This window comes from Rhodococcus sp. NFXS4, assembly GCF_058139645.1.
Genome location: NZ_CP192221.1, coordinates 1959557 through 1977597, shown reverse-complemented (window position 1 = coordinate 1977597; position 18041 = coordinate 1959557). Strand labels below are relative to the sequence as shown.

Annotated in this window: 20 protein-coding genes; 4 read left to right on the top strand and 16 right to left on the bottom strand. The window is 68.2% G+C overall.

The genetic code is table 11. The features are described 5' to 3' along the window. Positions 1-153 precede the first annotated feature (153 nt). Positions 154-456, top strand: coding sequence for a hypothetical protein (locus J4E04_RS09270; protein WP_056445054.1), 303 nt, complete (start codon positions 154-156; stop codon positions 454-456). Between the two features lie 37 nt (positions 457-493). On the opposite strand, the gene J4E04_RS09265 is transcribed toward J4E04_RS09270, so the two are convergent. From J4E04_RS09265 to J4E04_RS09240, 6 genes are all read right to left on the bottom strand, one after another. Further along, positions 494-799, bottom strand: a complete 306-nt coding sequence (locus J4E04_RS09265) for a DUF2469 domain-containing protein (protein WP_027505026.1) — start codon at positions 797-799, stop codon at positions 494-496. 7 nt (positions 800-806) lie between these two features. Continuing rightward, complete coding sequence (locus tag J4E04_RS09260; RefSeq protein ID WP_056445340.1) at positions 807-1550, bottom strand: ribonuclease HII; 744 nt, start codon at positions 1548-1550, stop codon at positions 807-809. An 11-nt stretch (positions 1551-1561) separates the two neighbouring features. After that, positions 1562-2317 (bottom strand): signal peptidase I, encoded by a 756-nt coding sequence (gene lepB / locus J4E04_RS09255; protein ID WP_222630753.1) that lies wholly within the window; start codon positions 2315-2317, stop codon positions 1562-1564. A gap of 112 nt (positions 2318-2429) precedes the next feature. Continuing rightward, positions 2430-2771, bottom strand: a complete 342-nt coding sequence (gene rplS / locus J4E04_RS09250; protein WP_027505024.1) for a 50S ribosomal protein L19 — start codon at positions 2769-2771, stop codon at positions 2430-2432. 191 nt (positions 2772-2962) lie between these two features. Next, positions 2963-3820, bottom strand: a complete 858-nt coding sequence (locus tag J4E04_RS09245) for a hypothetical protein (protein WP_373428283.1) — start codon at positions 3818-3820, stop codon at positions 2963-2965. 65 nt (positions 3821-3885) lie between these two features. Next, positions 3886-6207: a Tex family protein gene (locus J4E04_RS09240; protein WP_490150386.1), complete on the bottom strand. Its 2322-nt coding sequence runs from the start codon at positions 6205-6207 to the stop codon at positions 3886-3888. Between the two features lie 122 nt (positions 6208-6329). On the opposite strand from J4E04_RS09240, the gene J4E04_RS09235 reads away from it, so the two are divergent. Beyond that, positions 6330-7286: a serine hydrolase gene (locus tag J4E04_RS09235; protein WP_235578931.1), complete on the top strand. Its 957-nt coding sequence runs from the start codon at positions 6330-6332 to the stop codon at positions 7284-7286. A gap of 9 nt (positions 7287-7295) precedes the next feature. Here J4E04_RS09235 and trmD read toward each other — a convergent pair whose 3' ends face one another. The 8 genes from trmD to J4E04_RS09195 form a co-directional block, all read right to left on the bottom strand. Further along, complete coding sequence (gene trmD / locus J4E04_RS09230; RefSeq protein WP_056445343.1) at positions 7296-7976, bottom strand: tRNA (guanosine(37)-N1)-methyltransferase TrmD; 681 nt, start codon at positions 7974-7976, stop codon at positions 7296-7298. Positions 7977-7978: 2 nt separating this feature from the next. Continuing rightward, positions 7979-8524 (bottom strand): ribosome maturation factor RimM, encoded by a 546-nt coding sequence (rimM, locus tag J4E04_RS09225; protein WP_490150385.1) that lies wholly within the window; start codon positions 8522-8524, stop codon positions 7979-7981. Positions 8525-8532: 8 nt separating this feature from the next. Further along, on the bottom strand, positions 8533-8775 hold the full coding sequence (locus J4E04_RS09220; RefSeq protein WP_027505019.1) for an RNA-binding protein: 243 nt from the start codon (positions 8773-8775) through the stop codon (positions 8533-8535). Between the two features lie 9 nt (positions 8776-8784). Beyond that, positions 8785-9246 carry a 30S ribosomal protein S16 gene (gene rpsP / locus J4E04_RS09215; RefSeq protein ID WP_027505018.1) on the bottom strand — a complete coding sequence of 154 codons (462 nt, stop codon included), beginning with the start codon at positions 9244-9246 and terminating at the stop codon, positions 8785-8787. A 216-nt stretch (positions 9247-9462) separates the two neighbouring features. Beyond that, the gene (locus tag J4E04_RS09210) at positions 9463-9852 is read right to left on the bottom strand and encodes a universal stress protein (RefSeq protein ID WP_027505017.1); all 390 of its coding nucleotides are present in this window, start codon (positions 9850-9852) and stop codon (positions 9463-9465) included. Beyond that, positions 9849-11372, bottom strand: a complete 1524-nt coding sequence (locus J4E04_RS09205) for a tripartite tricarboxylate transporter permease (RefSeq protein ID WP_051613188.1) — start codon at positions 11370-11372, stop codon at positions 9849-9851. The genes J4E04_RS09210 and J4E04_RS09205 overlap by 4 nt, the downstream gene beginning before the upstream one ends. Continuing rightward, a complete protein-coding gene (locus J4E04_RS09200) occupies positions 11372-11899 on the bottom strand; it encodes a tripartite tricarboxylate transporter TctB family protein (RefSeq protein ID WP_490150384.1) in 528 nt (175 codons plus the stop codon). Before J4E04_RS09200 ends, J4E04_RS09205 begins: the two co-directional genes overlap by 1 nt. Next, positions 11896-12864, bottom strand: coding sequence for a Bug family tripartite tricarboxylate transporter substrate binding protein (locus tag J4E04_RS09195; protein ID WP_027505015.1), 969 nt, complete (start codon positions 12862-12864; stop codon positions 11896-11898). The genes J4E04_RS09200 and J4E04_RS09195 overlap by 4 nt, the downstream gene beginning before the upstream one ends. Before the next feature lie 106 nt (positions 12865-12970). Here J4E04_RS09195 and J4E04_RS09190 point away from each other — a divergent pair, with 106 nt between their 5' ends. Together J4E04_RS09190 and J4E04_RS09185 are read left to right on the top strand one after the other, a co-directional pair. Continuing rightward, positions 12971-14596: a sensor histidine kinase gene (locus J4E04_RS09190; RefSeq protein ID WP_490150526.1), complete on the top strand. Its 1626-nt coding sequence runs from the start codon at positions 12971-12973 to the stop codon at positions 14594-14596. Between the two features lie 42 nt (positions 14597-14638). Beyond that, the gene (locus tag J4E04_RS09185) at positions 14639-15319 is read left to right on the top strand and encodes a response regulator (protein ID WP_156380502.1); all 681 of its coding nucleotides are present in this window, start codon (positions 14639-14641) and stop codon (positions 15317-15319) included. A 16-nt stretch (positions 15320-15335) separates the two neighbouring features. Here J4E04_RS09185 and J4E04_RS09180 read toward each other — a convergent pair whose 3' ends face one another. Then, on the bottom strand, positions 15336-16400 hold the full coding sequence (locus J4E04_RS09180; protein ID WP_222637819.1) for an amidohydrolase family protein: 1065 nt from the start codon (positions 16398-16400) through the stop codon (positions 15336-15338). Between the two features lie 31 nt (positions 16401-16431). Then, complete coding sequence (gene ffh, locus J4E04_RS09175; RefSeq protein WP_056445067.1) at positions 16432-18000, bottom strand: signal recognition particle protein; 1569 nt, start codon at positions 17998-18000, stop codon at positions 16432-16434. Between the last annotated feature and the right edge of the window lie 41 nt (positions 18001-18041).

Below are 18041 nucleotides of genomic sequence, written 5' to 3'. Positions count from 1 at the left end.
TCGGAGCACGACTGTGCAGGCACGCGGCGACCGTGCCGCGGCGCCGACCTGCGGCCGCAGAAAACCCGGGGACGACGCTCGACCCGGGGATGACGGACCACCGAAACCCCCTGTTGCGCGGCGCTCGGCCGTGGGGTTTGCGATGATCGGGTCATGAACACTGCACGCGACTCGTCGGCGAGCGGGACGCCGTCCAGCAGTGAGTTCCTTCTCCGCCGCGTGCCGGACGATCGGCGGCCCGCTCACCCCTATGCACTGCTGTGGACGTCGAACGATGCGCTGGGTCGGGAATCGACCAGGGAGGTGGGGTGCGGCGACTACTCGTGGGCGCTACGGACGGCACGCATCCTGTCCATTCCGCGCGCGTCGATCGAGCACGACCAGCGCGGCGGCGTGGACGACGGCTACGAGGGGTGGCACCTGAACGCGCGCATCCTGGGAACGGATCAGCGCTGATTCACTCGGGAAGTCCCCGTCACTCGGGAAGTCCCCGTCACTCAGGAAGTCGCAGATCCGGCTTGTCGAGTTCCTCGATGTTGACGTCCTTGAACGTGATCACCCGGACGTGCTTGACGAAGCGCGCGGGTCGGTACATGTCCCACACCCACGCATCGGACATCCGCACCTCGAAGTAGATCTCGCCGTCCGCGTTCCGCGGGATCATCTCCACCGAGTTCGCGAGATAGAAGCGACGCTCGGTCTCCACCACGTAGGTGAACTGGCCGACGATGTCGCGGTACTCCCGGTACAGCGACAGTTCCATCTCGGTTTCGTACTTCTCGAGATCCTCGGCACTCATGCCGCCATCATCGCGCATCGGCGCCCTCGTGTTCCCATCGACCCCGCTCCTGCGGCGACACCGTCGGTGCGGCGCCGGCATCCTCGAGGCAGGCGACGTTCGACCACGAGCGACGGTGCTCCCGGCTCGCCCCGAGACGGGCGAGGGCGTCCGTGTGCAGCGTCGTGTTGTAGCCCTTGTGTACGGAGAAGTCGTAGCCGGGAATGTCTCCGTCGAGTGAGCGCATGATGCGGTCGCGATGCACCTTGGCGAGCACGCTCGCGGCGGCGATACATGCCGCGGTGGCGTCACCACCGATCACCGGGAGTGACGGCGCGGGAAGCCCGGGCACCCGAAAACCGTCGGTCAGGACGTACCCGGGGTCGACCGACAGTCCGGCGACCGCGCGGCGCATGCCCTCGATGTTGGCGACGTGGATACCGATGCGGTCGATCTCGGCCGCGGGGACGGTGACGATCGAGTATGCCGTCGCCCAGCGGATCACCTTCGGAAACAACGACTCCCGCGTCTTCTCGCTCAACTTCTTCGAGTCGTCCAGAAGGTCCAGCGCGGCGCGGGCGCGATCGCCCAGGATGCACGCGGCGATGACCAGTGGGCCCGCACAGGCGCCACGACCCGCTTCGTCCACGCCCGCCACGGGCCCGAGACCCGACCGGAGAAGTGCCGACTCCATGGTGCGCATACCACCCGCACGCCGGATGACGGTGCGCGGCGGCCACGACGTCCGGGAGAGCCGCGTGGTCGACTTCATGGGCCCCGAACTCACTGCCCCTGGATGTCCGGATCGTCGATGAGACCCCAGCGACCGGGCGGCAGCACGATGGCCTGCGCCTTGCCGATCACGTTGTCCAGCGGGATGGTTCCCTGCAGTTCGTCGGCGACGTGGAAGCGCGAGTCGGCGGAGTTGCTGCGGTTGTCACCCATGACCCACACGTTGCCCTCGGGCACGGTGACGGGCCCGAAGCACCGCCCGGAACGGATCGGGGTGTCGCACGTGAGCGTGCCGGGCACGAAGTCGAAGTCCATGGTGATGTACGGCTCGTCGAGCGGCTTGCCGTCGACGAGAACGCGTCCCTGCTCGTCGCAGCACTCGACGGTCTGACCGCCGGTGGCGATGACGCGCTTGACCAGATCGTTCTCGTCCGGTGCGACCAGGCCGACGAGGGATCCGAGTTCCTGGGCGCCGCGGACGACGACGTTGGACGACCGCGTGGAGACGTAGTCGCCGTCCCAGGACGGCGGTCCGCGGAACACGACGACGTCACCGGCCGTCGGATCGCCGAAGCGGTACCCGATCTTTTCCACGACGATGCGGTCACCGGTGCAACCAGTGCAGCCGTGCAAGGTCGGCTCCATCGATTCCGAGGGGATCAGGTACACCCTCGCGACGAAGGTCTGCAAGAGGAAGCTGAGCACCAGGGCGACCAGGATGAGAATCGGGAGCTCACGCCAGAAGGACCGTGGCTTCTTGGTTCGCTGCGCCTCGTCGTTGTCGTCGCCCGCGCGCTCGTCCGTCACGGGTCAAGATTAGCGGCAGCGCCGCGGTGCAGAACGGCCGGGACGCAGAACGGCCGGACACCGGGGAACGAGTCCCCTGTGTCCGGCCGTCCAGCGAGTGGAACGCCGAAGATCAGCGCTTCTCCTTGATCTTGGCTGCCTTGCCGCGCAGCTCGCGCAGGTAGTACAGCTTCGCGCGACGCACGTCACCGCGGGTCAGCACGTCGATCTGGGCGATGTTCGGGGTGTGGACGGGGAAGGTGCGCTCCACGCCGACGCCGAAGGACACCTTGCGGACCGTGAAGGTCTCGCGGATGCCGCCACCCTGACGCCGAATGACGACGCCCTTGAAGATCTGCACGCGCTCCTTGGAGCCCTCGATGACCTTCACGTGCACGTTCAGTGTGTCGCCCGGGCGGAACTCGGGAATGTCGCTGCGCAGCGACTGCTTGTCCAGGAAATCCAGGGTGTTCATGGTTCATCCTTGCTGTGACGAGATCTCGAGCAGAGGACCCGAGCGGCTGCCGTCGGCGGATGCCGTCGACGCTCGACTGGTTCGTACTCCGAATAGGTGTCCACCGGATGCCGGGCATGCGAGTAGCACGCCCGGTGTCAGGCAACCCCACGATTGTGCCAGAGAACCGGTGCCCGACGAAATCGGCCGGATCAGCCCGCGCCGACCGATTCGCGATCGGGGCGCGACTCCCCCGGCGCCGGCGCCGGAAGGACGATGCGATCGAGTTCGTCCTCGGCAGCGGCGCGCACGTGCGCGACGTCGGGCGTGCCCGCGATGGCGTCCTGCATCCAGATCTTCGCGCGGACGACGGGACGGCGCAGGTTGCGCTCGCGCCGCAGGGCCTTCTCCATCCGCCGCGGGCGTCGGGTGTAGCGCCAGCGCGCCCAGGGTGACCCCGGCCGGCCGATCCGGATCGCGCCGATCACGAGCAGCGGCAGGAAGAACAGGCCGGCGAGCCCGGTCCAGATCTTGCCCTTCGCGAGGACGATCGCGGCGAGGAGGAGATTGAGCGCGGCCAGGACGACGATGATGCTCCGCACCGCGACGCTGGGATCGTCACGGAAGCCGGCGACGTCGAAGAACTCGAGCGGTTTGAGACCGAACAGCAGCATGACGGTGGCGGCCACGGCGACGAAGACCGCGTCGACGGAGGTGCGGCCCTGCTCGGCCCAGTACACGTCCTCCAGATAGAAGATGAGCGCGAACTCGTCGAGTACCAGTGCCGCACCGATACCGAAGAACGCCGCGAGCGCCGCGCCCGTGGTCTGGGTGCCGTCGACGTACACGGTGATCATCGCGATACCCGAGACCAGCATGGCGACCACACCGAACACCACGTGATGCACGTGGTGTCCGCCCGGCGTGACGTTGCCCGGCCACCAGGACACCTGCGCGCGGATCATGCGGACGCTGAACCGGATGAAGACGAACCCGGCGATGAACCCGACGAGGAAGAACAGCAGCGGGATGCGCCCCTCGTCGGAGACGTGGTGCATCCACCGCTCCATCGCAGCGCCTTCCTGCCGTGCCCGTCCTGTGACGAGGAAGTCTATCCGCGCCGCCGCGACACCCTCTACTTTCCGAAGCCCGCCTTCCGCAGGGCATCGGCCATCGATCCCGTTGCCGCGGCCGGTGCCGAGGACTGCGCTCCCTTGCGCGGTCCGGCTCCGGTCTTCTGCCGGTTCCGGGCGCCCTGGCCTCCCGACCCGCCGCGTGGAGCCGATGCCGCTGCCGTACCGCCGATCTCGTCGGTCAGTCGCAGGGACAGGCCGATCCGCTGGCGCGGCAGGTCGACCTCCATGACCTTCACGCGCACGACCTGTCCGGACTTGACGACGTCGTGCGGGTCCGAGACGAAGCGGTCGGACATCGCCGAGACGTGGACGAGTCCGTCCTGGTGCACGCCCACGTCGACGAAGGCGCCGAAGGCCGCCACGTTGGTCACCACTCCCTCGAGCACCATGCCCGGTCGGAGGTCGGCGACCTTCTCGACACCGGCCGCGAAGGTGGCGGTGGCGAACTCCGGACGCGGATCGCGGCCGGGCTTCTCGAGCTCGGACAGGATGTCGGTGACGGTCGGGAGTCCGAACCGGTCGTCGACGAAGTCCTGCGGGCGCAGGGACCGCAGCACTCGCTCGTTGCCGATCACCTCACGGACTCCCATGCCGGCCCTGTCGACGATGCGGCGCACCACGGGATACGCCTCGGGGTGCACGCTCGACCGGTCGAGGGGGTCGTCGCCGTCGGTGATGCGGAGAAACCCGGCGCACTGCTCGAAGGCCTTGGGCCCGAGCCGCGGAACCTTCTGCAGTGCGGATCGGGATCGGAAGGGGCCGTTCTCGTCGCGGTGCGCGACGATCGACTCGGCGAGAGTGGTGGCCACGCCGGAGACGCGCGCGAGCAGAGGCACGCTGGCGGTGTTGACGTCGACGCCGACCGCGTTCACCGCGTCCTCGACGACGGCGCCCAGGGAACGCGCCAACATGGATTCCGAGACGTCGTGCTGGTACTGCCCCACGCCGATCGACTTCGGGTCGATCTTCACCAGTTCCGCGAGGGGATCCTGCAGACGACGGGCGATGGAGACCGCGCCGCGGATCGAGACGTCGAGATCGGGCAGTTCGCGCGACCCGTAGGCGGACGCGGAGTACACGGAGGCGCCGGCCTCGGACACCATCGCCTTGGTCAGGTTCGCGTCCGGGTACCTCGCGATGAGTTCCGCCGCCAGCGCGTCGGTCTCACGCGACGCGGTGCCGTTGCCGATGGCCAGCAGATCGACACGGTGCTTCGCCGCCAGTGCGGCCAGCGTCGCGAGCGCCTCGTTCCACTTGCCCTGGGGCTTGTGCGGATAGATGGTGTCGTACGCGAGGACCTTGCCGGTGGGGTCCACGATCGCGACCTTGGTTCCCGTGCGGAACCCGGGGTCGAGGCCCATGGTGGTGCGACTGCCGGCGGGCGCAGCCAACAGCAGGTCCTTAAGGTTGGAGGCGAAGACGTCGACCGCGCGCTCCTCCGCGGACTGCCGCAGGCGCATGCGGGTGTCGATGCCCAGGCTGACCAGAAGCTTGGTCCGCCAAGCCCATCGCACCGTGTCCAGGAGCCACCGATCGGCCGCACGGCCGTGGTCGCCGATACCGAAGCGCGCCGCGATGCGGGTCTCGTACACCGACGCGGTACCGGGTGCGGGTTCGTCGGTGTTCGGCTCCGGATCCATCGTGAGGGAGAGCACCTCCTCCTTCTCCCCGCGCAGGACTGCCAGTACTCGATGGGACGGAACGGAGGTGAAGGACTCGGAGAACGCGAAGTAGTCGGAGAACTTCGCACCGTCCGTCTCCTTGCCCGGTCGCATCGCGCTGGTCAACCGGCCACGGGTCCACATCAGCTCGCGCAGCGACCCGACGAGGTCGGCGTCCTCGGCGAAGTGCTCGACGAGGATCGCGCGCGCACCGGCGAGCTGCTCCTCGTCGAAGGACGTCGGATCGGTGGTCGGATCGGACAGCAGGGCGTCCGCCACGGGCTGGTGGCCGGCCTCGCGCGCGATCTGCGCCTTGGTGCGGCGCTTCGGTTTGAACGGGAGGTAGATGTCCTCGAGGCGCGCCTTGGTGTCCGCGAGCACGATCGAGTCCTCGAGCGCGTCGTCGAGCTTGCCCTGCGAGCGGATGGACTCGAGAATCGCGGCGCGGCGCTCGTCGAGCTCGCGCAGGTATCGCAGTCGCTCGTCGATCGTGCGCAGCTGGGTGTCGTCGAGCGTGCCCGTGACCTCCTTGCGGTAGCGCGCGATGAACGGCACCGTCGCACCCCCGTCGAGCAGGTCCACGGCGGCGCGTACGCGCTCCTCCGCGACGTCGAGCTCATCGGCGATCCGGCGATTGACAGATTTCACAGCGGTCGTCACGGCGATGGACCCTACCGCGCCGGTACCGTGGAGTGACGGTGCCGCCCCGGGTTCCGAGCGCCCCCGCGCCCGGTACGTCCACTCTCGAATGTGGGGGCACTCGATGACAGAACGGTAGTCACGTGACAACTCCTTCGGCGCGCCTGCGACGAGCCTCCACCATGATGGCGGCGGTGGCGCTCGCCACCACGATGGCGGCGGCCTGCGCGCAGCCGGCCGAGCCGGCCGCGACGACGATCCCGGTCGCACCGGAGTTCCCCGAACCCGAGATGCCCATGGCACCGGACCTCACCGGCCGCCTGCAGCAAGCACTCGACGGCGCGGCCGCTCGCGGCGCCACGCTCTCCATCGGCTTCCTCGACCGGGAGACCGGGACGTACATGGGTTCCGGTGACAACGATCCGATCGAGACGGCGTCGGTGGTCAAGTTGTTCATCGCCGACGATCTGCTCTACCGCTCGTCGCGCGGCGAGTTCGCCCTCGACGAGGAGTCCCGTGCCCTCATCGCGCCGATGCTCTCGTCGTCGGACGACAGTGCGGCACAGGTCCTGTGGGACGCCGCCGGTGGATCCGACGTCGTGGCACGCGTCGCCGGCCGCTACGGCCTGCCCGCCACCGCCGCGTCGGCGGACGGGATCTGGTGGAACACCCGGACCACCGCGGCGGACCTGGTGCGGTACTACGACGCCGTCCTCGACGGCACCGGCGGACTGAACCCGGCGGACCGGGCAACCGTCGTCGGAGACCTCGAGGCGTTCACCCCCGAGGGGGCAGACGGCTATCCCCAGACCTTCGGCATCCCGCGGGCACTCCCCGGCGAGACGGTCCGCGGGGTCAAGCAAGGGTGGATGTGCTGCGTCGACGGTCGGTGGATCCACCTGAGCACGGGGTTCGTCGGCGACGGAGAACGCTACGTGGTGGCGGTGCTCTCGCGGGAGGATCCCTGGTACGGCGCGGACGGCGGCAGCGCGGAGACGACGGCGGACACCGCGGTGACGGACGACGACGGCGCCAAGCACGCGCGCGTCACCGTCACCGGCGCGCTGAAGATCCTGTTCCCCACCGGGGTCGTCGCCTGAGAGATCGCGTCAGGGCAGGAGGTCGGGCCGGCGCTGAGCGGTGCGCTCGAGCGACTGTTCCCGCCGCCACTGTTCGATGCGGGAGTGGTTGCCGGACAACAGGACCGGCGGCACGTCCAGGCCGCGCCACGTGGCCGGTCGGGTGTAGCCCGGCCCCTCGAGGAGACCGTCGGAGAACGAGTCCTGTTGATGCGAGAGCTGATTGCCCAGGACGCCGGGCAGCAGCCGCGTCACGGCCTCGGTCATCACCAGCACCGCGGCCTCGCCGCCGATGAGCACGTAGTCCCCGATGCTGACCTCCTCGACGCGCACCCGGGTCGCCGCGTCGTCGAAGACTCGCTGATCGATGCCCTCGTAGCGGCCGCATGCGAACACCAGATGATCCTCGCGCGACCATCTCTCGGCGGTGCGCTGGGTGAAGGGCACTCCGGCGGGCGTGGGCACCACCAGGATCGGGTCGGCGTCGCGCATGACGTCGTCCAACGCGTCTCCCCACACCGTCGGCTTCATGACCATGCCGGGGCCGCCGCCGTAGGGCGAGTCGTCGACCGCCTTGTGCACGTCGTGTGTCCAGTCCCGGAGGTCGTGGACACCGAGGGTCACCAGACCGTTCTGCACGGCCTTGCCCAGCAGCGCGGTACGCATGGGCTCGAGGTACTCGGGGAAGATCGTCACCACGTCGATACGCATGCTCACTCGCCGTCCAGCAGCCCCTCGGGCGGGTCGATCTCGACGATCCGCGTCTCGCGGGAGACCGACACCACGATCGCGGACACGAACGGTACGAGCAGTTCGCGGCCGACGTTCTCGTCGGCCGGCGTGATCGACAGCAACTCCCCCGCAGCGGAGTGCAGCACCTCGCTGACCGTGCCGATCACCGTGCCCGCCGACTCGTGATCCGGAGCGAACTGCACCGTCATGCCCTCGAGCTCGTGGTCGTAGAACTCGTCCGGATCGTCGGACGGGGGTAGATCCGCGGTGTCGACGACGAACAGGGTGCCGCGCATCGCGTCGGCGGTACTGCGATCGTCGATTCCCTTCAGACGCAGCAGAAGCCGCCCGGAATGCTCCCGGGCGGCTTCCACCGTGTAGTCGGTCGTGCTGTTGTCGCGACGCGCACGGCCGTGCAGAACGGATCCCGGAGCGAACCGCTCGTCAGGATCGTCCGTGCGGACCTCCACGACGACCTCGCCCTTGATGCCGTGCGACTTGGCCACGCGGCCCACGACGAGCTCCACGTCGGTGATCAGCGATCGGTGTCGACGACGTCGACACGGATCCCACGGCCGCCGATACCCGAGACGAGGGTACGGAGCGCGGTGGCGGTACGACCGCCACGGCCGATGACCTTGCCCAGATCGTCGGGGTGCACGTGCACCTCGACGGTCCGGCCACGGCGACCGGTGATCATCTCGACACGAACGTCGTCCGGATTGGACACGATGCCGCGAACCAGATGCTCGACGGCGTCGGCGACCATGGTGCTCACAGGTGGGTCCTACTTCTCGGTGGACTCGGCGGTGGCGTCGGCGGTCTCGTCTGCCGGTGCGCTCTCGGCGTCGTCGGCCTTGGCGGCCTTCTTCTTCTTCGGCGTGGTGGCCTCGGCGACGGGCTCGTTGTCGGCGGCGGCGAGCGCAGCGTTGAACAGGTCCAGCTTGGACGGCTTCGGCTCCTTGACGCGGAGCGTGCCCTCGGCGCCCGGCAGGCCCTTGAACTTCTGCCAGTCACCGGTGATCTTGAGGAGTGCCTCGACGGGCTCGGTGGGCTGTGCGCCCACGCTCAGCCAGTGCTGCACGCGATCGGAATCGATCTCGATCAGCGACGGCTCTTCCTTCGGGTGGTACTTGCCGACGGTCTCGATGGCACGGCCACCGCGACGGGTACGCGCGTCGGCGATGACGACACGGTACTGCGGGTTGCGGATCTTGCCGAGACGGGTGAGCTTGATCTTGACTGCCATGTGAAACGAAGCCTCTTTCGATGTGGTCGCAGGACGCGACCGCTGGTCACGGCGCAATTCAGCGATGCGCACGGCATGCGCACCCGGTTTTGCGGTGGATGGGTGTTGTGACCGCCGCTCGGTACGGAACCGGAGACGGGCGAACAGCGACTTATTCTGCCAGACGCTGCCCGCCCCTCATAATCCTCGGCCTTCCCGTCCCCGGGGACCCGCCCGTCAGTCCTCCGGCTTCACCGCCAGCACCGGCTTGGGGCACGTGAGCAGGATCCGCTGCGCGGTGCTGCCCATCAACAGCTTGCCCACCGGAGTGCGGTGCCGGATGCCGATGACCAGGACGTCGGCGTCGGGCTTCTCCATCGCGGTGAGCAGAGCCTCGACCGGATCGGTGGTGGTGTCCTGCTCGACGGTGAAGGGCACGCCGGACGACTCGAGCGTGCTCTGCAACTGGTCCACCGCCGCGGAGTCGGCGAAGTGCGGGTCGGCCAGCGCATCGCCCTTCGAGGCGTTGACCACGGTCACCTCGGTGCCGTGCGCCTTCGCCTCGGCGATGCCGTGCTCGAGGGCGGCTCGGCCATACTTGTCCGGGGTGTAGCCGACGACGATCATGCGTTCTCCTTCTGAAGTTCCCGGTCCGCGGTGGCGGACACACGGGGTCGGACGAGACGGGCCAGCAACGGCGCGATCAACAGGACGGCGATGATCGCGTAGACCACCACGGCGATGGGCTCGGTGAAGATGCCGCTCCAGTCGCCTTCGTTGAGTTGCAGCGTCTGGCGGAGCTGACGTTCGATGCGCGGTCCGAGGATCACACCGATGATCAGCGGGAGCACGGGGAGTCCGAAGCGCCGCATCATCAGCCCCAACAGGCCGAAGATCAACAGCATCGCCAGGTCGAGCCACTGCAGGTTGACGGCGTACGCACCCAGGACGGCGAAGAACAGAATGCCGGCGTACAGGTACGGACGCGGAGTACGCAGGAGCTTGGCCCACACCGGCGCGAGCGGCAGGTTCAGCACGAGCAGCAGGAAGTTGCCGATGAAGAGGCTGGCGATGAGCGTCCAGATCAGCAGCGGTTCCTTGTCGAACAGCGTAGGGCCGGGCTGGATGCCGTAGGAGACGAACGCTGTGAGCATGACCGCGGCGGTGGCATTGGTGGGCAGCCCCAGTGAGAGCATCGGGACCAGGGTGCCGGCCGCGGACGCGTTGTTGGCGGCCTCGGGTCCGGCGACGCCCTCGATGGCGCCCTTGCCGAATTCCTCGGGATGCTTCGACAGCTTCTTCTCGGTGATGTAGCTCAGAAATGTCGGTAGTTCGGCGCCGCCGGCGGGAAGAGCACCGAACGGGAAGCCGTACGCGGTTCCGCGCAGCCAGGGCTTCCACGACCGCTTCCAGTCGCTTCTACCCATCCACGGACGCCCGACGGGAATGACCTCGGCCGGCTTGCGACGCAGGTGCGCGGCGACCCAGAGAGCCTCGCCGAGGGCGAACACGGCGACGGCGATCACGACGATGTCGATGCCGTCCGACAGCTGCGGGATACCGAATGTGGCACGCGGCTGGCCGGTCAGGAAGTCGATGCCGACCAGTCCGATGGACAGTCCGAGCAGCAGCGAGATGCACCCGCGGAGCTTGGACGAGCCGAGGACCGCGGTCACGGCGACGAGGGCCAGCAGCATGATGGCCAGATAGGACGGCGCACCCAGGGATACGGCGAACCGAGAGACCATCGGGGCGAAGAGCACCAGCAGCATCGTGCCGATCGAGCCGGCGATGAACGACCCGATGGCAGCGGTCGCGAGCGCTTGTGCAGCTCGACCCGCTCTCGCCATCTTGTTGCCCTCGATGGCCGTGATCACCGACGACGACTCACCCGGCGTGTTGAGCAGGATCGAGGTCGTCGAACCGCCGTACATACCGCCGTAGTAGATGCCGGCGAACATGATGAACGCCGCACTGGGACTGACGTTGTAGGTGATGGGGAGCAGCAGCGCGACCGTCATGGCCGGGCCGATTCCGGGGAGCACTCCCACGGCGGTGCCGAGAAGCACACCGATGCAGGCGTAGAGCAGGTTCATCGGCGTCGCAGCCTGGGAGAACCCCTCCATGAGCCAGTTCAGATTGTCCATCAGAGAATTCCGTCCAGGATGCCTGCGGACAGCGGGATCCCGAGTCCGACGTAGAACGCGTAGAAGCTGACGAGCGAGAGCACCAGACCGATCCCGAGATTGCGGATCCAATGCCTGTTGCCCAGGATCGTCGCGGCGCCGCCGAACAGCACGGCGCCCATGATCACCCAGCCGAGAACGTCGACCAGTGCGATCGTGGCGACGAACAGGGCAACCAGCAGTCCCACCGTCTTCCAGTCGGCCGGCGTGGACGTGTCGATGTCCTCACCGTCGTCGGGGGTGCCCTTGCTGCCGCGCGCGGTGGCGATGGCCAGCAGCACGGAGCACACCAGCAGGCCGGCGCCGATGACGAGCGGGAACAGCTTGGGGCCCACCGGGTCCACCTTCGCGAACTCGGCCGTCAGGGACAGGGCGTCGACGATCAGGAAGATCCCCACCACCAGCATGACCGCGCAGACGACGAACTGCGCCCAGTCCGGACGGTTCTGCGGAGCCGCGTCGTCCGGTCGTTCCACCGTGGCCGTCACACCAGCCCCAGTTCGGTCAGAGTCGACTCGACCCGTTCGTCCTGCTCGCGCAGGAACTGCTCGAAGCCCGGTCCCGTCTCGAAAGCGTCGGTCCAGCCGTTGGTCATCAGTGCGTCCTTCCATTCCGTCGTGGCGTGCAGCTCTGTCAGCGCCTCGACCATCTCGGCGCGGACCTCGTCGGAGAGTCCGGGCGGCGCGAGAATGCCGCGCCAGTTGGTGAATTCGAGATCGATGCCGGCCTCGCGCAGCGTGGGGGCGTCGACCCCGCGAACGCGCTCCGCTCCCGAGACGGCGAGAACACGGACCTGGCCCGCCTCGATCTGGTCGACGTACTCCCCCAGACCCGACGTGCCCGCGGTGATCTTGTTGCCCAGCAACGCCGTCAGCAGATCGCCGCCGCCGTCGTAGGAGATGTAGTTGACCGCGGTGGGATCGACGCCCACCGCCTGCGCGGTCTCCATCGGGAACAGGTGGTCCGGGCCGCCAGGCGACGAGCCGCCACCGATCGTCACCGACCCCGGATTCGCGCGCCACGCTTCCACCAGCTCGTTCACCGTGGTGAACGGCGAATCGGCGGGTACCAGGATGCCCTCCTGCTCTTCGACCACCTTGGCCAGCGGAGTCGCGTCGGACACTCGGGCAGCGGACCCGTTCGTGTATCCCGCGCCGACCACACCCAGGCCCATCATCATCATGAGGTCGTCGTTACCCGACTCGTTCATCAGACGGGCCATGGCGACAGTGCCACCGGCGCCGATGACGTTGAACACCTCGACACGACCGGTGATGTCGTCGTCCTCCATGATCTTCACGGCCGTGCGCGCCGTCAGGTCGTATCCGCCGCCGGGGCTGTTGGGCACCATCATGCGGATGCGGTGCAGACCTTCGCCCTCGTCGCCCCGCGTGACGCCGCACCCCGCCAGCAGGAGTACGAGCGCCAGAACGGCTGTCAGCCTTCTCGGCATCGGTCCTCGATTCGTCTCGATCGTGATGTAAGACTGTGATCGAGAGCAATCATGGATGTTTCAGTGATTCAGGTCACCCATTCGTTACCAAGGAAAGTTGAGTTCTTTGTGGTCACGACGGTCGACCCGGACCGCCCTGGTCCGGCACGCGCGCGGCAGGTCGCTGGCCGGCCAGTTCCTCGTGTTGCAACTGGCCGTCGTCGCCGTGGTGTTGGGGGCCGTGGCCGCGATCTCGATTCATCAGTCGACCACCGAGTTCCGGGACATCCAGGGCGGGCGCATGCTGTCCGTCGCGGAGAGCCTGGCCTCCACCCCGATCGTGCGGGAGCAGCTGAACGCGCCGCTGGTGGAACAAGTGCTCGCGCCGGATGTCGACCGCGCGGTGTCTCTCTCCGGAGCCACCCTGGCCGAGATCGTCTCGACCGAAGGCGAGGTTCTGGTGTCCACCGATCCGACCCGCGTCGGATCCGCCGCAGAACTCGGTGACAGCGACGTCTTCGGCGGCCGCGGCTGGTACGGCGACGTCGACGTGGAGGGCCACCCTTCCATTGCCGGACACGTGCCGATCCTCGACACCGACGGTGGTGTGATCGCTGTGGTCACCGTGTCGGAGAACTATCCCTCGACGTGGATGCTGTTGTCCGACTCCGGTGCTCGCCTCCTGATCTATCTCGGAATAGGCGCCGGCGTCGGTGCCGCGGGATCGTGGCTGCTCTCCCGGCGCATCCGTCGCCACACTCTCGGGCTCGAGACCACCGAGATCGCGAGCCTTGCCGACCACCGAGAAGCGTTGCTGCACAGCATCCGTGAAGGCGTCATCGCCGTCGGCAACGACGGCCGGATCACGATGATCAACGACAGCGCGTGCGCCCTGCTGGATCTACAGCCGAGCGTCGTCGGGAATCACGTCGCCGAGGTCGACATCGACGCCGGGATACGCGAGGTACTTCTGTCCGACGGTGACGTCGAGGACGTCGTCGTCACCACCTCGACGCGGGTCCTGGCCCTCAATCGCCGCAGTGCCACCAGTCGCCGTGCGGAGAACCGCGGGCAGCACATCGGCACCGTGACCACAATGCGTGACAGCACCGAACTCGCCTCGATGCAGAGCCAACTGACGTCGCACAAGAGTGTGACCGACACCCTGCGCGCCCAGACCCACGAATTCGCGAACCAGCTGCACACCATCTCCGGCTTGGCACAGCTGGGCAGCTACGACGACGTGACCCGGTTGGTGGGCACGCTCACCCGCCGCCGCGCGGAGATCAGCGATTCGATCACGGCGCACGTCCACGACCCGGCGGTGGCGGCACTGCTCATCGCGAAGACGTCGCTCGCCGCCGAGGCCGGGGTGCGGCTCGTGTTGGATCCGGAGTCGGATCTGGGTGCGCTCGATCCGGCGCTGTCGACGGACGTCATCACCGTCCTCGGCAACCTCGTGGACAACGCGCTCGACGTCTCCCGCGACCACGGCGATCGCTCCATCACCGTGCTCGTCCGTGACGATCCGGAACTGTGTGTCGAGGTCGTCGACTCCGGCCCCGGAGTTCCCCCGCAGATGCGCGAGTTGATCTTCTCGCGGGGCGTGACGTCCAAGACGGACGTTCCCGGCGGACGCGGCATCGGTCTCGCGCTCGTCCGCTTGGTCAGCGTGCAGCACGGCGGCACCGCGACCATCGAGGACGCAGATTCCGGCGGTGCCCGTTTCCGCGTCCGCATGCCGCTCGGTTAGGTTCTGCACATTCCCGACCCGACGAGAGAGGACGTACCCCGAGTGCCCACGGTGCTGGTGGTGGACGACGACTTCATGGTGGCGGACATCCACCGCCGCTTCGTCGACCACACACCTGGCTTCACGGCGGTCGGTGTCGCGCACTCCGCGGCGGCAGCCCGGACCAGCATCACCGAGTTGACCCCGGACCTCGTCCTTCTCGACGTGCACCTGCCCGACGCCTCGGGACTCGACGTGCTCCGTGCCTTGCGGGCCGAGAAGAATCCCGTCGGCGTCATCATGATCACCGCCGCAAGGGAACTCGACACCGTCGCGGATGCCTTGAGCGGCGGCGCCGCGGACTACCTGATCAAGCCCTTCGAGTATCCGCAGCTGCGCGACAAGCTGGACGCCTTCGCCGCGCGCTTCGATGCCCTGTCCTCCGGGCAGGCTGATCAGTCACTCGTCGATTCGCTGTTCGGTGCCGCAGCGCGGCCGGACCAGTCGACTTCGGACGCCGCCGCCCGGCTGCCCAAGGGTCTGTCGCCGGAGACCGGCGGCGTGGTACTCGGGCAGATGACCGGAGGAGCCGAGCTGTCGGCCACGGAATGCGCTGAAGCCGTCGGCATCTCGCGAGTCAGCGCGCGCCGGTACCTCGAACACTATCTGGCCTGCGGCGTGCTGGACGTCCGTCTGCAGTACGGCCGGGCAGGGCGCCCGGAACGCCGCTACCGAGCACGCTGACCATCGGAGCCGCCGGTCACCAGATCCGGCCGCGCAACACCACCACGTCCGGCGCCGACAGGACGTCCGGCCCGGTTCGTGGGTCCGTGGAGTAGAACACCAGATCCGCGGGTGCGCCGTGCTCGATGCCCGCACGCCCGAGCCACCGCCGCGCCGTCCAACTGGCCGCACCCAGGGCGTCGGTCGGCGACAGGCCCACGCCCACCAGCGCCGCCACCTCGTCGGCCACCCGCCCGTGCTCGATGCTGCCGCCCGCGTCGGTGCCCGCGTAGATCGGGACTCCGGCGTCGTGCGCGCGCCCCACCGTGTCCGCCACTCGGGCGTGCAGATCGCGCATGTGATCGGCGTAGCGCGGGTAGCGGGTGGCCGAGTCGGCGATCGACGGAAAGGTCTCGATGTTGATGAGCGTGGGCACCAGTGCGGTTCCGTGCTCGACCATCATCTCGATGGTCTCGTCGGTCAGGCCGGTGCCGTGTTCGATGCAGTCGATGCCGGCACCGATCAGCCCGGGCAGCGCGTCCTCGCCGAAGACGTGCGCAGTGACCCGGGCGCCCTCGGCGTGGGCGGCGTCGATGGCCCGGCGCAGGACCGCGTCGTCCCACAAGGGTGCGAGGTCGCCGACCTCGCGGTCGATCCAGTCGCCGACCAGCTTGACCCACCCGTCGCCGAGGCGCGCCTGCTGAGCCACGGCCTCGGGCAGTTGCGACTCGTCCTCGAGATCGACGGCGAGGCCGGGAATGTAGCGCTTGGGCATCGCGATGTGCCGACCCGCGCGGATGATGCGCGGCAGATCCTCGTGGTCGTCGAGTGCGCGGGTGTCGACGGGCGATCCCGCGTCACGCAGCAGCAGCGCACCCACCTCGCGCTCGGTGGTGGCCTGCGCGACGGTGCCGTCGTGATCCTCGTGCCCGCCGCCGTACGTGATACCGACATGGCAGTGCGCGTCGACGAGACCCGGAACGATCCAGCCGCCCCGCGCCACCGTGGTGGCACCGGGAACCGGATCCAGTGAGACGAGGCCGTCTCGCACCCAGACGTCCACCTCGTCGTGGCCGGGCAGCACGACGCCGCGCAGATGCAGACTCGGCGAGATGCGCACCGCGTGCTCCGCCCTACTTCTTGGGGAGCTTCAGCTGCGACAGGTCGATGCCCTCGAGGCCCGGCGGAAGCTGGTCGAGGCCCTTCGGCATCGAGGACAGATCGGGCATCCCCGCGGGCATTCCGCCCGGCATACCGGGGAAGCCTCCCCGCACGCCCTTGGGCGGTGTGGGTCCGCGACCGCCCTTCTTCCCCTTCTTGCCCTTCTTGTTGCTGCGCTGAACCTGCTTGCGCGCGCCGGGCATGCCCATGCGGCCGGCCATCGACGCCATCATCTTGCGGGCCTCGAAGAAGCGGTCGACGAGCTGGTTGACGTCGGAGACCTTCACACCGGAACCGTTGGCGATGCGCAGACGACGGGAGGCGTTGATCATCTTCGGATCGGCCCGCTCGGCGGGTGTCATACCGCGGATGATGGCCTGCACGCGGTCGAGCTGCTTGTCGTCCACCGACGCGAGGGCGTCCTTCATCTGACCGGCACCGGGCAGCATGCCGAGCAGGTTGCCGATCGGTCCCATCTTGCGGATCGCCATCATCTGCTCGAGGAAGTCCTCGAGCGTCAACTGGCCGGACCCGATCTTCGCGGCGGTGTCCTCCGCCTGCTTCGCGTCGAAGACGGTCTCGGCCTGCTCGATGAGGCTGAGCAGGTCGCCCATGCCGAGGATGCGGCTCGCCATGCGATCCGGGTGGAAGATCTCGAAGTCCTCGAGCTTCTCGCCCGTCGACGCGAACATGATCGGTCGACCGGTGACCTCGCGGACGCTCAGCGCGGCTCCACCGCGGGCGTCACCGTCGAGCTTGGTCAGCACGACGCCGGTGAAGCCGACACCGTCCTGGAAGGCCTGCGCCGTGCTGACGGCGTCCTGGCCGATCATCGCGTCGAGCACGAACAGGATCTCGTCGGGGTTCGTCGCGTCGCGGATACCGGCGGCCTGGCCCATGAGCTCGGTGTCGATACCGAGACGGCCCGCGGTGTCGACGATGACGACGTCGTACTGCTTGGCCCTGGCCTCCGCGACACCGGCGCGAGCGACCTCCACCGGATCGGCCGCGGTCACGCCGAGGGCATTCTCGCCGCCGCCGATCGACGTGCCCGGATGCGGCGCGAAGACGGCGGCGCCCGCACGCTCGCCGACGATCTGGAGCTGACTCACCGCACCGGGGCGCTGGAGGTCGCAGGCCACGAGGAGCGGGGTGTGGTTCTGGTCCTTGAGCCACTTGGCGAGCTTGCCGGCGAGTGTCGTCTTACCGGAGCCCTGCAGACCGGCCAGCATGATGACGGTCGGCGGGTTCTTCGCGAACTCCACCCGCCGGGTCTCGCCACCGAGGATGCCGACGAGCTCGTCGTTGACGATCTTGACGACCTGCTGCGCGGGGTTGAGAGCAGCGGAGACCTCGGCGCCCTTCGCGCGCTCCTTGATCCGAGTGATGAAAGCGCGCACGACCGGCAGCGCGACGTCGGCGTCGAGCAGTGCCAGGCGGATCTCGCGGCACACCGCATCGATGTCGGCGCCCGAGAGCCGACCCTTGCCTCTCAGATCCTTGAGGCTTCCGGTCAATCTGTCGGACAGTGATTCGAACACCGATACTCCTGAACATCGCGAGAGAAGTGAAGACTCCGTCG